Raw genomic sequence first — 13,039 nt, 5'->3', positions numbered from 1 at the left:
ATACACCGCATTTGCTGTTTTTACGACTGCTTCGCAGCCGAACGGGGGCAAGCCCCCTCGCCACAGGGATCTCGCCCACCTCCGCGCAGCATCACCCCAAGGTATAACCGTTATCGACTTTCCAGTCCTGACCATAAACACCCCGCGCGCCTTGAGACAGCTGAAAAACAATCACGTTGGCCACCGCAGACGCATCGAGGAAATGACCGGGCAGCAGACGTTTGCCGAGGGTGTCGGCAACGTCGTCGAGTTCCCCGTCGCTCAACCCCAGGTTGTCCCACATCGAGGTCGCGGTCGGCCCCGGCGAAACCAGATTGATGCGCACGTCATAACGCGCGAATTCCACCGCCAATGTGCGCGCCTGCGCCGCCAGCGCGGCCTTGCTGGCAATGCAGGCGGCCAGACCGGGAAAACTCGAGCCGGTCAGGAAGCTGCCGACAAACACCACCGAAGCCGGATTCGCCAACTCCCCGCGTAACGCCGCCAAGGTATTCAACGCCCCGGCGCCGTTGACCGCCCACTGACGCTGGAAGGCCGGCATGTCGAGGCTATCGGCCATTTCGGCGATACCCGCGTTGGGCACCAGATAATCCACCGGCCCCAGTGTCGACGCACGTTGAGCCAGCGCCTGCAGGTCATCCTGACAGGTCACGTCACCGGCACACCATTGCAAGCGCTTGCCATAGATCTGCTGCAAGGCCGGCAACTCACCGATTTTCCGTGACATCGCCAGCACCTTGACCCCGCGCGGCAACAGCGCCGCACACAGGGCCAGGCCTATCCCGGAACTGGCACCCGTGACCACCGCCAAACGATCCTGAAACTCGGTTCTCATCATTTCCTCCTGGCATCGCGGACGCCAGCACTGGGGACTTCAAACGGTACGTGAAAACCGGCCTTTTTGATCAGCGCCCAAATAGGCATCAAACGCCATCGCCGCGCTGCGCATCATCAAATGCCCGTGGGGCAACAACACCAACGCGTCTTTGTGAATCTGCAGTAATCCATCGCGAACATGCTCCTCCAGTTGCATCAGCGCATCGGCAAAGTAATCGGTAAAGCAGATGTCATGACGCGCTTCAAGCTTGCCGAAGTCGATCCGGCCGTGGCACATCAGATCGCTGATCACTTCACGGCGCAGCCGATCATCGGCGCTCAAACGGTAACCCCGATGCACAGGCAACAAGCCTTGATCAATGCGGGCGTAGTACTGCGAAAGCTCCTTGACGCTCTGGCTGTAGCTGTCGCCGACCTTACCGATGGAGGACACCCCAAGACCGATCAAATCGCAATCGGCGTGGGTGGAGTAACCCTGGAAATTGCGTTGCAACGTGCCATTAGCCCGGGCCAGCGCCAACTCATCGTCCGGCAAGGCGAAATGGTCCATGCCGATATAGATATAACCGGCCTCAGTCAGACGACGGACAGTCAGTTCAAGCAATTCCAGTTTGCGCTCCGGTGGCGGCATGTCGGCCGAACGAATCAGCCGTTGTGCGCGCACCAGCTCCGGCAGATGGGCGTAGCTGTAGGCGGCAATCCGGTCCGGACGCAGCGCGATGATTTTGCCGAGGGTGACATCGAAACTCTCCACGGTTTGCAATGGCAGGCCGTAAATCAGATCGACACTGATCGATTTGAATCGCGCCTGGCGTGCCGCAGCGACCAGCGCATAGATTTGCTCTTCACTTTGCTGCCGATTGACCGCAGCCTGCACATCGGGATCGAAGTCCTGCACGCCAAAGCTCAAACGATTGAACCCCAACTGACGCAACAACTGGATCTGTTGCGTACTGATGGTGCGAGGGTCGACCTCGATGGAAAACTCATGGTCATCGCTGTCATCCATGTCGAATGCCTGGTGCAGGCAGTCCATCAGGTCAGCCAGTTGCTCGCCGGTCAAATAGGTCGGCGTGCCACCTCCCAGGTGCAGTTGCGTGAGTTTGCGAGTGCTGTCGAACAAGGCAGCTTGCATCACGATTTCGCGCTTGAGGTACGTCAGGTACTCGACGGCGCGGTGGGTTTTCTGGGTAATGATTTTGTTGCAGGCGCAGTAGTAACAAAGGCTCTTGCAGAACGGGATGTGGATGTACACCGACAGCGATTTTGGCGTTGTCGCCTGGTTGCTGTCCGAGGCCGCACGCTGATAGTCATCGACGGCGAATGCCTGATGAAACTGCGGCGCGGTCGGGTAAGAGGTATAGCGCGGCCCCGGGAGGTCATACTTTTCGACCAGGGCGCGATTGAAATCAAATGAAGTTGTCATGATCAATCCATTCGTAATGGGGTTCATGCCCCGCACCGTCCGAATCCTTTTCAAACAGGTTGCAGACGGCATCCACGTGCGGCCGACCGGCCGGAAGAATACTGATGAAACGGTCAGACAGCTCAATCAACCCGTCACGGCTCAATTGCTCCAGCACAGGCCAGGCGGTGAAAAAGTACTGGCGAAAAATGATTCCATGACGCGTCTCGATTGCCTGGATATCCAGCTCCAGATCACACGCCAGGCGTTCCATGACCATGTGCCTGACCTGACCCCCTTCCTCACATCGCCAGCCACGACTCGTCGGCAATTGGTTCATGTCCAGTTGCTGCTGGTACCGTTCCAGTTCGTCGGTATTTTGCGCATACAAACCGTCGATCTGACTGATAGCGCCCAAACCGAACCCGATATGGTCGCAATGCCCGTGACGGGTAAACCCCTCACAATTGCGACGTAATCGGCCGCGCTCCTGAGCAATCGCCAAATCGTCATCGGGCCGGACAAACTGCCCCAGGCCAATGTAGTGATAACCGACGCCGATCAACTGTTCAAAGCAGATCCGGCGCATGGCGCCTTTATCTTCCTCGCTGCAAAACGCCCCGATTGTGTCTGCAGTCTTTGGCCGATAGCGTTGGGGTGGCCGGGCATAGTCAAACACCAGCAGCCGGTCCGGCTCCAGTTCGATGATGGTCGCCAGTTTCAGCGCAAAACTTTCTGGCGTCTGCCAGGTATGGCCATAACCCAGATCGACATTGATGGATCGATAGCCGAAGGTCCGAGCGGCATCGATAAGCGAATGGATCGGTGCCGGATTCTGGTAGCAGGCCACCGACATCGCACGGTCGGCACCGATGTCCGGAACGCCGATGCTGACATGGTTGAACCCCAGGTCACGCAGCATGCCCATGGTCGACCAATCCGTATGGTGAAGGTCCACTTCTATGCTGTAGTCACCGCACTCATGTCCAAGGAAGTTGAATCGGCCACGCAGGTGATTCATCAGCCGTCTCAGGTGGGCGATGGCGGGTGTTCCGCCCCCCAGATGGAACTGCTCGACCCGCTGCCCGGCTCCCAGATGACAACCGACGAGGTCGATCTCATGTTGCAGGCGCTGAAGATAGTGTTCGATACCACTGTGCTCGCATGAAATTTCGCGAGGGGAGCACAAGGCAGGCTTAAGGTTAGAAGGCAGTTGCACGTTCAGCGACAGCGGACGGCACTTCTGACGGCTTACGCGCAATGCACGATGCAAATCCAGAGAGCCGATGCCGCCGTGAAATTTTTCAGTGTCGACATGGCCGTTGGGGTCGAGCACGCCTTGATCGCACCGGACGTTCAGCTCTCCAGGGCTGTGAAACGAATTGAGCATAACGGGTCTCCGAGACTGGCTGCGGACCGCCAGTGTCGGAGTCTGGCGAGCAGTGCTCCTTGATTTGCATCAAGCGCGAGCAAAGTGCTTGTCGCGCAACAGACACCAGACAAGCCCAGTCACCACGTCAGGTAAAACATCCACTTGGCCAACAACACGATCACAACCATGTGGCAGAACAGGCTGCCATGGATGAAATGCAGGTATCGAGCACTCATCCGGCCACTTCTGAACAAAAACATGGCGACCAGGAAATGCAGCAGTACGCTGACGGCCGCCACGATTTTTAACATCAGCAACGTGCCAAACGATGAGGCCATTGGTGTGGCAAGGACCGGTAAATAGCGCAGCCAGACCATCCCCAACCCGGCACCGAACAACACCAGCAAGACCCATGGAATCAAGGTGCGTGCACGTCGACCGATACCCTGCTCGAGCAGCAACATGACCTTGACGGGCAGCTGTTTGCGGATACTTTCAAGGAACAGGACTTCGAAGAACACCGTGCCGATGAAAATCAGCGCGGCAAACAGATGCAACGTCAGAAACAGCGGATAGAGCATGGGATTCTCGCTCTCAATACAGCTGAACACGCTCCACTCACCGCGAGGGAAACGTCACTCCCATCGTTGCGCCGCCTCGCAATCACTGTTGCGAGCCTCGACCCAATGGGAACTCTCGGCCACCTGTTCTTTCTTCCAGAATGGCGCTCGGGTTTTCAGGTAATCCATTACAAACGCACAGGCATCAAAAGCCGCTTGACGATGACTGCTGCTGACGCCGACAAAGACAATGGGTTCTCCCGGTTGCAGCGCGCCGATTCGATGGATCAGCACCAGTCCGAGCAACGGCCAGCGCTGCCGGGCTTCGTCGGCGATCTTGCCCAGGACCTTTTCGGTCATACCGGGGTAATGCTCAAGAAACATCCCGGCGACTTTTTGTCCGACGTTGGTGTCACGTACATACCCGACAAAACTCACCACGGCACCGACATTCAGGCTCAAAGCCTGCAGGGCATTGATTTCGGTGCCGGGGTCGAAGCGCTCTGTCTGCACTCGAATCATCGAATCACCCCCCCGTTACGGTTGGGAAAAAACCCACTTCATCACCGTCTATCAACGGCTCATCGAGCCCGCACATGTCCTGATTGCGGGCACACATGAGGTTCTGTTCGGCCAGCACCTGCCAGACGCCAGAACGACGTATCAGGTGCTGACGCAACTGATCGACGGAAGTGAAATCACCTTCAATCGTTTCATCGTCAAGGCCAAGCGTTTCGCGGTACCGCGAGAAATACAAAACATTCAGCTTCATTGTTGCGGCGCCTGATACCAGCCACTTTTACCACCCTGCTTCTCCAACAGCCGCACCGATTCGATACTCATGCCCCGGTCCACGGCCTTGCACATGTCATACAGGGTCAAGGCCGCCACACTGGCGGCGGTCAGTGCCTCCATCTCGACGCCGGTCTGTCCGGACAACTTGCACCGAGAAACAATGCGTACACGTTGGTCACCTTCAAAACTCAACTCAACGTTAACACTGCTCAGAAGCAGCGGATGACAGAGCGGAATCAACTCACTCGTGCGTTTGGCCGCCTGAATGCCCGCGATCCGCGCTACCGCAAATACATCGCCTTTAGGGTGAGCACCACTGGCAATCAGTTGTCGGGTCTCGGCAAGCATATGAACCCATGCCTCAGCCACGGCTTCTCGGGACGTTACGCATTTATCCGTAACATCGACCATTCGCACGCGTCCCAGTGAGTCGAGGTGAGTCAGCATCAATTCAGTCATGAGCAATAAGCCTTGCGCTACCAACAGTCGGTTTCAGCGCAGAATACAGCGCAGGCCGACACAGGCGGTTGACGTCAATCAAGTAATGCAGACAAGGCCATTGCTCAACCGATTTCCATGGTTCGAAAGCGCAACTCCGAAGCTGCAATCAGCCCGTCTACTTGTGCTGGAGGGCGAGCTCCGATTATGACGCCCGTCACTGCCAGTTTGCGAAGTACCCAGGCGATCGGCTTCTGACACAACAGCGTTTTCACTAAGTCATTAATGCCCGGGCATTGGACTGCGTGGACGTTTTACATCGCGTTTTCGCCTTACCGCGTCAGGGCTGGTAATGCGGCTCGGTTGAGGCAATCGGGGCGTGCGCAGTAACAGACTGATTTCCTCTGCGCTGACCGCTCTGCTGAAAAAGTGGCCCTGAATTTCATCGCAGCCGTTCTCACGCAGGAAGGTTTGCTGCTCTTCGGTTTCGACACCTTCGGCTATGACCTTGAGGTTCAGTTGGTGCCCCAACGAAATCACTGCGGTAGCGATGGCTTTGTCGTTCTCGTTGTCGGGCAGATCGTGCACGAAAGACTGGTCGATCTTGAGCCTTGCGATGGGGAAGCTTTTCAATGCGGCGAGGCTGGAGTAGCCGGTGCCGAAGTCGTCGATCGACAGACTGATCCCCATTGATTGCAGTTCCTTCATTTTGCTGATGGCTTGCTGAAGGTCTTGCATGATCAGACTTTCGGTCAGCTCCAGCTCAAGGTACATCGGGTCCAGACCGGTCTCTTGCAAGGCATGCCTCACCCGGTCGATCAGGTCCCTTTCGATGAACTGGCGTGCTGAAATATTCACCGACATGGTGATCGGCGGCCAGCCCGCATCCTGCCAGTCCTTGTTCTGTCTGCACGCGGTATGAATCACCCAATCGCCTATGGGCACGATCAGCCCGGTCTCTTCGGCCTGCGGAATGAATTTGACTGGAGACACCATGCCGAGTTCGGGATGCTGCCAGCGGATCAGTGCTTCTACGCCGATAATCTGACCTGACTGCAAATCCACCTGTGGCTGGTACAGCAGCAGGAACTCGTCATGGTTGAGTGCGTTTCGTAGCCCGTCTTGCATGGCGAGCTTGCCCTGATCCTTGTTATTCATCTCGCTCGTATAGAACTGGTAACTGTTGCGACCCAGTTCCTTGGCCCGGTACATGGCGGCGTCCGCATTGCTGAGCAACGTGTCGGTATCGCTGCCGTCAGCTGGGTAGGTGGCCAACCCCATGCTGCAGGTGACGTGGAGTGTATGCCCGCTGAGCTGAATCGGCCGCAGGATGGCTTCCTGGATCTTGTGCAGGGCTGGAGTAACGCCGTCGAGGTCTGAGGGCTGGTCGAACAGGATGATCACAAACTCGTCGCCACCCAGTCGCACGACGGTGTCGGTGCGGCGCACACACTCCTGCATGCGCTGGGCGACGGTTTTCAGCAGTACGTCTCCAGCGCTGTGCCCAAGGCTGTCATTCACCAGTTTGAATTTGTCCAGATCGAGAAACACCACCGTCACCAGCCGGCTGTAGCGCTGGGCATAAAGTATTGCCTGCTTGAGACGGTCTTCGAGCAGTGTGCGATTCGGCAGCCCGGTCAGTGCGTCATGGTCGCCCATATAGCGAATACGCTTTTCGGTCAGTTGGCGTTCTATCGCAATACCGGCAAGAGGTGTCGCCATGTCGATCAGTCGCGTCTCGGTCGAGCTAGGGCTGCGGACGGTGTTGGAATACAAGGCAAACGTACCCAATACCTTTCGTTCATGGGACAGAATCGGCGTCGACCAGCAGGCGCGAAATCCATAGGGCGCAGCGGCTGATCGGTACTCCTCCCACAGCGGGTCCAGCTCGATATCCGTGACGATGACCGGTTCTCGTCGATACACCGCAGTGCCGCAAGAGCCGACGTTTGGACCGATCGCAATCCCGTCAATGAGCTGGTTATAGGCTTTCGGCAAACTGGGGGCAGCCCCGTGCAGCAGGTGTTTGCCATCCTCATCCAGCACCAGGATGGACACCATCATCCCCTCCAGTTGGGACTCGACCAGGTGAGCCAGACTATCGAGGACTTCTGCAAGCTCGGTGCTCCTGGCGATCAGCTCCAGGACATGACCTTGTCCGGCACGGATGATGGCTTCTTGCTCTAATCGGTTGTTTTGCAGGGCGAGCCGCTCAGTGGCGATACTCAATTGGACCGTTTTTTTTTCAAGCTGAAGACGGTCTCTGAGGAATTGATTCACCGCGCGAGCCATGTTGCCGATCTCGTCTTTCCCATGTTCCACCATCATCAAATGCGTTTTGTCAGTGCGTTCCTGACGCAATTGCCGGCTTATTTCATTCAGGCGCACGAGCACATGACGGCCCATGAAGACCCGGGTCACAAACCAGGCGAATATCAGGCTGGCGCCCAACATGATCAGTACCCATCGCTGGCTACGATTTGAGGCCTCGACCAGACGTTGCACGGCTTCGCGATAGTCTTCGGTGTAAGCACTGGATTGCGCACGGGCCACCGCGACCAGCACCCCGGCCTCATTCTTCAACTCCTCATTGAAGCGCTGGATGACGTTGTGCTGATTGATGAGCCTCAGGCGCTGGGAGAAGAGATCGGGCGTTTCCACATCAGCGTCGGGTAACTTGCCAGCGGCGCGTGACAGGCGCTCATATCGGATCCGCAGCCGTTGTACGGCATCACTGTCATTAGCCTGCGGCAGATCGAAAAGTAACACCGCCAGTTCCAGGCTGGCCCGGGTCTGGGTCGCGGTTAACCGGGCAGCGTGATCCTCCAGGGCTCGCTCGAAGGTGACCTCGGTCTGCAACAGGCTTTCTCGCAGTTGCGCAACGATGTTGGCGGTATTGCGGAACATCTGACTCGACTGATGCATGTCGAGTATCGCCTCGCCACTGTTCGCGGCAGTCAGCTCCTGCACCAGTTGATCAAGGGCTTCAAGCTGTTCGACAGTCGCCGAATAGCTTGAACGCAGGGCGTCGGGGGAACGGGTTGTCAGAAGCTGATCGGTCTGGCGTTCGATCAGCAAGGTCCGCTGCACCATGTCTTGCCCATTTTGCATACGGACCAGTCGTTCATCCGTCAGCTGGCGGGTGGCGCTGTTTGACGTGCGCAACGCGTAGACCGCTGTGGCACCGCCCGCCAGAATCAGCAGCGCCAGCGTCAGGAACGCCAGTGTGAACTGGGCGCGCAACGATTGCGGCAATAGCCGGCGTCCGAGCCGGGAAGTAACGTCCAATGTCATTGATTCCATTGGTGGCGATAAATGTCTCGATAACCATTGTCAGGGTCGTACTGGAATTTCTTCCCGCCGTCGAAGGCGATATTGTCGGCATTGACCAGGTGAATCGGTGCTACGAAGCCGCTCACCGGCTGCCCTGCAAACAGCCGGTTCAATTCATCCATCACTTGCCAGCCATGCAGGTTGAGCGGCTCGGCCACGGTGACGGTCTGGTAGGTTTTTGCCTGTATGCGCAAGAAAGCCGAAGCGCTGCCATCACCGGCAGACAACAGACTGATGCCGTCACTGGGTATTGCGGCGTTGGTCAATGAGGCAATCGAGTAGTCGAAATAGATATCGTTGATGGCCAGTGTGTGGGTCCAGCGCTTGCCATAGCGCTGAAGCAGCTCCTTGGTGAGCGCCGGCATCTTCTCACCACTTTCAGAGATCGCCACATCGCGCACTTCCAGCAACGTACATTCCCGACAGGCCCGAATGACGTTTTCCATGGCCTTGGCTTTCGCCATGGCGATGCTGTATTTGGAGTCGGTCAGGATGACCACGCCGGCGTGTCCGTTTGACTGTGCCACTGCCGCCATGGCCGTAAGGCGAGCCACCTCGAGCGGGTCGGTCGTGACGTTCATAGCCACCGGCGTGCCGTCAATCGGCCCGGGGCGTGCCCCGGCGTGCCAGCCAACCACCGGCACATCCCTGTTGGCGAAGAGGATCAGCGCCGCATTGTTCTCAAGGGCATCGGAGCCGCACAGAATGAGGCCGTCGGGTTTCTCTGCCAGCGCATCGGAAAAGGCCTTTGCGCGCCCGGCCGATGATCCAGCGCCATCGAATATCTTCAGCGTCCAGCCCATCGCCTTGGCTGCCTCGCGAGCGCCCTGCGCGACACCGACGATGCCTCCGTTGCGCAAATCCTCTGCGACAAGGGCGATGCTCTTGCCCCGCTGGGCTTTCGGGCCGGATTCAGGGCCGCTCCAGCGAACGGCTTCAAGGGTGGCCCTGGAAACGATTTCCTGCGCTTCAATCACCGTAACCGTGGCGCTTTCGACACCCGCCGCGGTTGGCAGATTCTGGCCGTATCCGGGCGTTGCCGTGAAAAGACAGAAAACCGTAATTGAAGCCATCCAGGGTAGCCAACGCCTGAGTAACCAGGGCCCGATCAGACAGGTTCGATCACCGCATGGAATGCCGGGTGTGGAGCCGATGGCGCGATCATAGTCTGGCATGGCGTCCCTTTTTGCCAAGAGTGCAGCGTTCACTATCCGAAAGGATAGTCGGTTCTGCTGCCATCAGGTCTTCGGTGGTTAAAAGTTCGCGAACTTTAGTTTTACAGTACCCATCCTTTACGCAACTTTGAAAGATGCTCTTCATAAGCACGACTGAACTCGCGCCTGAATAAATTGCGCGGGTACTCACTTTTTAGAATAAAGCCTATAACCAAAGATACTAAATAATGACCTCCGATTACCGATCTTGAAACGCCTCAGTGTTCACCCCACTGGTCGGAGAGTTTCTTGACAAGAATTGAACAGCGCTAACACTTCCTTGAATTGTAAGGATTAGAGATAACGCCAAAGAGGCGTTGGGCAAAAGGTTAATCCGCTGGAAACGGATTCAGTCGTACGTTGCGTTATGTATTCGAGACGGCCGACTGACGCCCAAACACGAGGCAGAGGAAGCCGTGCATGGCAATCACGCAAAACAACCGTTTGGTGCAGGTCAACTGCCCCCTCGGCGGCGATGTCCTGCTGCTGCGGAGCATGGAAGGCAACGAAGAATTGGGGCGGTTGTTCCACTATGAATTGAACCTCACCTCCGAAGACCGGGCGATCACGTTCGACCATTTGCTGGGCAAGCCGATGGGCCTGACCCTGGAGCTGCACGACGGCGGCAAACGCTACTTCCACGGCATCGCCTGCAGCTGTCGACAACTGACCGGCCATGGCCAGTTCGCCGGCTACCACGTCAGCCTGCGGCCCTGGTTCTGGCTGCTCACGCGCACCTCGGATTGCCGGATTTTCCAGAACAATACGGTGCCGGACATCATCAAGCAGGTGTTCCGCGACCTCGGTTTTTCCGATTTCGAAGACAGCCTGAGCGGCAGCTACCGCCAGTGGGAATATTGCGTGCAGTACCGCGAAACCAGCTTCGACTTCATCAGCCGATTGATGGAACAGGAAGGGATCTATTACTACTTCCGCCATGAGCAAGCGCGTCATGTACTGGTGTTGGCCGACGCCTATGGCGCCCACTCCACGGTGGCAGACTACGACTCAGTGCCGTTCTACCCGCCCGATCGGCAAATGCGCGAGCGCGATCATTTCTACGATTGGCAACTGACGCGGGAAGTCCAACCCGGTTCGCTGGAGCTCAACGATTACGACTTCCAGCGCCCCCGTGCCAACCTTGGGGTGCGCTCCAGTGTGTCGCGCAGCCATGGCAACGGCGACTACCCGCTCTACGACTACCCCGGTGAATACGCACAGAGCAACGACGGCGAGCACTATGCGCGTACCCGCATCGAAGCCATCCACAGCCAGTTCGAGCGCGTACAACTGCGCGGCCGTGCCCGCGGGCTGGGCTCCGGCCACCTGTTCACGCTGACCGGCTATGAGCGCGAAGACCAGAACCGCGAATACCTGGTGGTCAGCGCGCGCTACCACATCCACCAGGAGCCCTATGAAAGTGGCACCCAGGATCTCTCCGAGCAGTTCGTGGGCGAACTCGCTTGCATGGATGCCAGCCAGGTTTTCCACCCCCTCCCCCTGACCCCCATGCCGATTGTCCGAGGGCCACAGACCGCGGTGGTGGTCGGCCCCAATGGCGAGGAGATTTGGACCGACCAGTATGGCCGGGTCAAAGTGCACTTCTACTGGGATCGCCACGACCAATCCAACGAGAACAGCTCCTGCTGGATGCGCGTCTCCCAGGCCTGGGCCGGCAAGAACTGGGGGGCGATGCAGATCCCGCGAATCGGTCAGGAAGTGATTGTCAGTTTTCTCGAAGGCGACCCGGATCGGCCGATCATCACCGGCCGCGTCTACAACGCCGAACAGACCGTGCCCTACACGCTGCCGGCCAATGCCACCCAGAGCGGCGTGAAGAGCCGTTCAAGCAAGGGCGGCTCACCGGCCAACTTCAATGAAATCCGCATGGAAGACAAGAAAGGCGCGGAGCAACTGTTTATCCACGCCGAGAAGAACCAGGACATTGAGGTCGAGAACGACGAGACCCACTGGGTCGGCCACGACCGCAGCAAGAGCATCGACAACGACGAAACCGTGCACGTCAAACACGACCGCACCGAAACCGTCGATAACAACGAGACCATCACCATTGGCGTCAACCGTACGGAACGCGTCGGCAGCAACGAGACCATCAACATTGGCAGCAACCGCACGATCAGCGTCGGCGCCAACGAAACCGCGACCGTGACCCTGCAGCGCACCCATGCGGTAGGTATCAACGAGACGATCGCCATCGGCGCAGCGCAGGAAGTTGTCATCGGTGCCTTTCAAACGGTGAATGTCGGGGCCTACCAAAACGTCAATGTGGGCCTCTACCAGTCGACCAATGTGGGCGCCAACCGCTCGGTGGACGTGGGTGCCAATCTTTCAACCACAGTAAAGGCAAACGAATCGCGCAAGGTCGGTGCAGGACGCACGACCGATATCGACAACAACGATGCGCTGACGGTGGGCAAGGACCTTGTCATCGATGCCGGTGACTCGGTGACCATCACCACCGGCAAAGCCAGCATCGTCATGAAGAAGGACGGCACCATCAGCATCCGCGGCAAGGACATCACCATAGACGGCTCTGGCGCGATCAACATCAAGGCCAACAAGAACGTGGTGATCAAGGGACGCAAGATCCTGCAAAACTAGGAGTCACGCGTATGACGGTTCAATACCCACTACCCACCCAGGCCCGCATCGATGGCGTGGTCATCGGCGTCCTGCTCGACCTGCCGCAAGCCAGTGCGCCCCTGGTGACCTACCCCGGTTGCCCCGAGGAACAGAGCATCGCCGCCCGCAGCACCACCCTGCTCGCCCCTGCAGACATCGGCACCCAGGTGGCGCTGATGTTCGAAGATGGCGACCCTTTCCGCCCGCTAGTGATCGGCCGCCTGCTTGGCCAGACCGCGGCGCCCGCACCGGTTGCCTGCGTGCAACTGGACGACCAGCGCCTGGAATTGAGTGCCGAACGCGAGATCGTGCTGCGTTGCGGCAAGGCCAGTATCACCCTGACCCGAGCGGGCAAAGTGATTATCCAGGGCGCCTACCTGTCCAGCCGCTCCAGCGGGGTCAACCGCATCAAGGGTGGTTCGGTGCAGATCAACTAGACAGG

The 13,039-nt window shown here is 58.0% G+C and carries 11 protein-coding genes; 2 read left to right on the top strand and 9 right to left on the bottom strand.

Features of this window, described 5'->3' with window-relative positions; all coding sequences use genetic code 11:
- Nucleotides 1-91: 91 nt before the first annotated feature.
- From AF70_RS18675 to AF70_RS18635, 9 genes are all read right to left on the bottom strand, one after another.
- Nucleotides 92-835: an SDR family NAD(P)-dependent oxidoreductase gene (locus AF70_RS18675; protein ID WP_028940898.1), complete on the bottom strand. Its 744-nt coding sequence runs from the start codon at nt 833-835 to the stop codon at nt 92-94.
- A 39-nt stretch (nt 836-874) separates the two neighbouring features.
- Nucleotides 875-2,263 carry an oxygen-independent coproporphyrinogen III oxidase gene (gene hemN, locus AF70_RS18670; RefSeq protein WP_028940899.1) on the bottom strand — a complete coding sequence of 463 codons (1,389 nt, stop codon included), beginning with the start codon at nt 2,261-2,263 and terminating at the stop codon, nt 875-877.
- The gene (locus AF70_RS18665; protein WP_028940900.1) at nt 2,247-3,632 is read right to left on the bottom strand and encodes a coproporphyrinogen III oxidase; all 1,386 of its coding nucleotides are present in this window, start codon (nt 3,630-3,632) and stop codon (nt 2,247-2,249) included. Before AF70_RS18665 ends, hemN begins: the two co-directional genes overlap by 17 nt.
- A 119-nt stretch (nt 3,633-3,751) precedes the next feature.
- Nucleotides 3,752-4,195 (bottom strand): CopD family copper resistance protein, encoded by a 444-nt coding sequence (locus AF70_RS18660; RefSeq protein WP_028940901.1) that lies wholly within the window; start codon nt 4,193-4,195, stop codon nt 3,752-3,754.
- Nucleotides 4,196-4,249: 54 nt separating this feature from the next.
- Nucleotides 4,250-4,696: a molybdopterin synthase catalytic subunit MoaE gene (moaE, locus tag AF70_RS18655; RefSeq protein ID WP_028940902.1), complete on the bottom strand. Its 447-nt coding sequence runs from the start codon at nt 4,694-4,696 to the stop codon at nt 4,250-4,252.
- A gap of 4 nt (nt 4,697-4,700) precedes the next feature.
- Nucleotides 4,701-4,946 carry a MoaD/ThiS family protein gene (locus tag AF70_RS18650; protein ID WP_028940903.1) on the bottom strand — a complete coding sequence of 82 codons (246 nt, stop codon included), beginning with the start codon at nt 4,944-4,946 and terminating at the stop codon, nt 4,701-4,703.
- Complete coding sequence (gene moaC, locus AF70_RS18645; protein WP_026286545.1) at nt 4,943-5,416, bottom strand: cyclic pyranopterin monophosphate synthase MoaC; 474 nt, start codon at nt 5,414-5,416, stop codon at nt 4,943-4,945. Before moaC ends, AF70_RS18650 begins: the two co-directional genes overlap by 4 nt.
- 273 nt (nt 5,417-5,689) lie before the next feature.
- Nucleotides 5,690-8,710, bottom strand: coding sequence for an EAL domain-containing protein (locus tag AF70_RS18640; RefSeq protein WP_028940904.1), 3,021 nt, complete (start codon nt 8,708-8,710; stop codon nt 5,690-5,692).
- Nucleotides 8,698-9,717 (bottom strand): substrate-binding domain-containing protein, encoded by a 1,020-nt coding sequence (locus AF70_RS18635; protein ID WP_028940905.1) that lies wholly within the window; start codon nt 9,715-9,717, stop codon nt 8,698-8,700. Before AF70_RS18635 ends, AF70_RS18640 begins: the two co-directional genes overlap by 13 nt.
- Nucleotides 9,718-10,374: 657 nt before the next feature.
- Between AF70_RS18635 and AF70_RS18630 the strand changes: the two genes are divergently transcribed.
- Both AF70_RS18630 and AF70_RS18625 read left to right on the top strand, forming a co-directional pair.
- A complete protein-coding gene (locus AF70_RS18630; RefSeq protein WP_028940906.1) occupies nt 10,375-12,576 on the top strand; it encodes a type VI secretion system Vgr family protein in 2,202 nt (733 codons plus the stop codon).
- 11 nt (nt 12,577-12,587) lie between these two features.
- Nucleotides 12,588-13,034 (top strand): DUF6484 domain-containing protein, encoded by a 447-nt coding sequence (locus tag AF70_RS18625; protein WP_028940907.1) that lies wholly within the window; start codon nt 12,588-12,590, stop codon nt 13,032-13,034.
- Nucleotides 13,035-13,039: the final 5 nt, after the last annotated feature.

The organism is Pseudomonas sp. KD5 (assembly GCF_012932895.1).
GTDB lineage: Bacteria > Pseudomonadota > Gammaproteobacteria > Pseudomonadales > Pseudomonadaceae > Aquipseudomonas.
The sequence above is the reverse complement of the archived record's forward strand: the minus strand, read 5'-3'. Positions and strand labels throughout refer to the sequence as shown.

What these genes read in the sequence shown, in the direction of transcription:
- AF70_RS18675 (WP_028940898.1), bottom strand. Translation starts at nt 835, where the DNA reads ATGAGAACCGAGTTTCAGGATCGTTTGGCGGTGGTCACGGGTGCCAGT.
- hemN (WP_028940899.1), bottom strand. Translation starts at nt 2,263, where the DNA reads ATGACAACTTCATTTGATTTCAATCGCGCCCTGGTCGAAAAGTATGAC.
- AF70_RS18665 (WP_028940900.1), bottom strand. Translation starts at nt 3,632, where the DNA reads ATGCTCAATTCGTTTCACAGCCCTGGAGAGCTGAACGTCCGGTGCGAT.
- AF70_RS18660 (WP_028940901.1), bottom strand. Translation starts at nt 4,195, where the DNA reads ATGCTCTATCCGCTGTTTCTGACGTTGCATCTGTTTGCCGCGCTGATT.
- moaE (WP_028940902.1), bottom strand. Translation starts at nt 4,696, where the DNA reads ATGATTCGAGTGCAGACAGAGCGCTTCGACCCCGGCACCGAAATCAAT.
- AF70_RS18650 (WP_028940903.1), bottom strand. Translation starts at nt 4,946, where the DNA reads ATGAAGCTGAATGTTTTGTATTTCTCGCGGTACCGCGAAACGCTTGGC.
- moaC (WP_026286545.1), bottom strand. Translation starts at nt 5,416, where the DNA reads ATGCTGACTCACCTCGACTCACTGGGACGCGTGCGAATGGTCGATGTT.
- AF70_RS18640 (WP_028940904.1), bottom strand. Translation starts at nt 8,710, where the DNA reads ATGGAATCAATGACATTGGACGTTACTTCCCGGCTCGGACGCCGGCTA.
- AF70_RS18630 (WP_028940906.1), top strand. Translation starts at nt 10,375, where the DNA reads ATGGCAATCACGCAAAACAACCGTTTGGTGCAGGTCAACTGCCCCCTC.
- AF70_RS18625 (WP_028940907.1), top strand. Translation starts at nt 12,588, where the DNA reads ATGACGGTTCAATACCCACTACCCACCCAGGCCCGCATCGATGGCGTG.